Genomic DNA, 879 nt, shown 5'->3' on the forward strand with positions numbered 1-879 from the left:
AGATGGGCCAAGCACGGCCTCATCGCCAGCCATGCCTCGAACGGACATCATTACCTTTACGAAATTCCCGATGGAGACCTGCCGCGGAAACAATGCAGCCGATGGAACCGGCTCATTGATCGGGCAGCCGCACGCGTACAAAGTGCCAGCCACGCAAAACTTGTCCGCTGAAGAAGAAAGAGGCGTAGTATGGACGCAAATCGTTCGTGAACAAGCATGCGCCTTGGCCATCATGCCAAATCAATTTTATCAGGTCACCACGGCGACCCCTGAAGCAGAATAGATGACCGCCTAGCGGCTCCTGCTTCAAGACTTCCTGCACCCGAAGCGCGAGAGACGGGAACCCACATCGCATATCCGTATGACCCGTCGCCAGCCAGACCTTAACGCCCGATCCCATTGGCAACACGTTCATCGAAGCGTTTCCAGACCACGAACAATCCGCAGCATCAAATCGACATCGACATTCTGGTCGACGATCACCCGCCGACCGTTCGCGCTGACAACCTCGATCCGGCCATCTGACGGTGAGGCGCTATTACGCAGACTACCAACAGGGTCCGGCGTGACGATGGCCGGGATAAACCCTGCAACCTGATCGACGACTTCAACCTCTCCAAGCTTGCCAGCTCGCGCGAGGCGACGCCACTCATAGAGCTGTGATCGCGATATTCCGTGACGACGTGCCGTTTCCGAACAACGGCCCGGCTCAAGCAGGCTCTCCGCGACAATCCGGAGTTTGACGGCATTGCTAAACCGCCGACGTCGACCGGTATCGACGATATCGAGGCGGCCAGCAGACTGACTGTGAGTATAGATGTCCATACAGGCAGTCAGCTATTTTTCCGCACACCTCTCAAGGCGGCCCAGCTCGGATGC

Annotated in this window: 2 protein-coding genes; both read right to left on the reverse strand. The window is 57.3% G+C overall.

The features are described from left to right. Window positions 1-112: 112 nt before the first annotated feature. Window positions 113-415: an IS66 family insertion sequence element accessory protein TnpB gene (gene tnpB, locus QD409_RS35405; protein WP_430765032.1), complete on the reverse strand. Its 303-nt coding sequence runs from the start codon at window positions 413-415 to the stop codon at window positions 113-115. Next, window positions 412-825: an IS66-like element accessory protein TnpA gene (gene tnpA / locus QD409_RS35410; protein ID WP_092846832.1), complete on the reverse strand. Its 414-nt coding sequence runs from the start codon at window positions 823-825 to the stop codon at window positions 412-414. The genes tnpB and tnpA overlap by 4 nt, the downstream gene beginning before the upstream one ends. Between the last annotated feature and the right edge of the window lie 54 nt (window positions 826-879).

This window comes from Rhizobium sp. BR 315, assembly GCF_050577975.1.
GTDB classification, from domain to species: Bacteria; Pseudomonadota; Alphaproteobacteria; order Rhizobiales; family Rhizobiaceae; genus Rhizobium; species Rhizobium miluonense.

What these genes read in the sequence shown, in the direction of transcription:
- tnpB (WP_430765032.1), bottom strand. Translation starts at nt 415, where the DNA reads ATGAACGTGTTGCCAATGGGATCGGGCGTTAAGGTCTGGCTGGCGACG.
- tnpA (WP_092846832.1), bottom strand. Translation starts at nt 825, where the DNA reads ATGGACATCTATACTCACAGTCAGTCTGCTGGCCGCCTCGATATCGTC.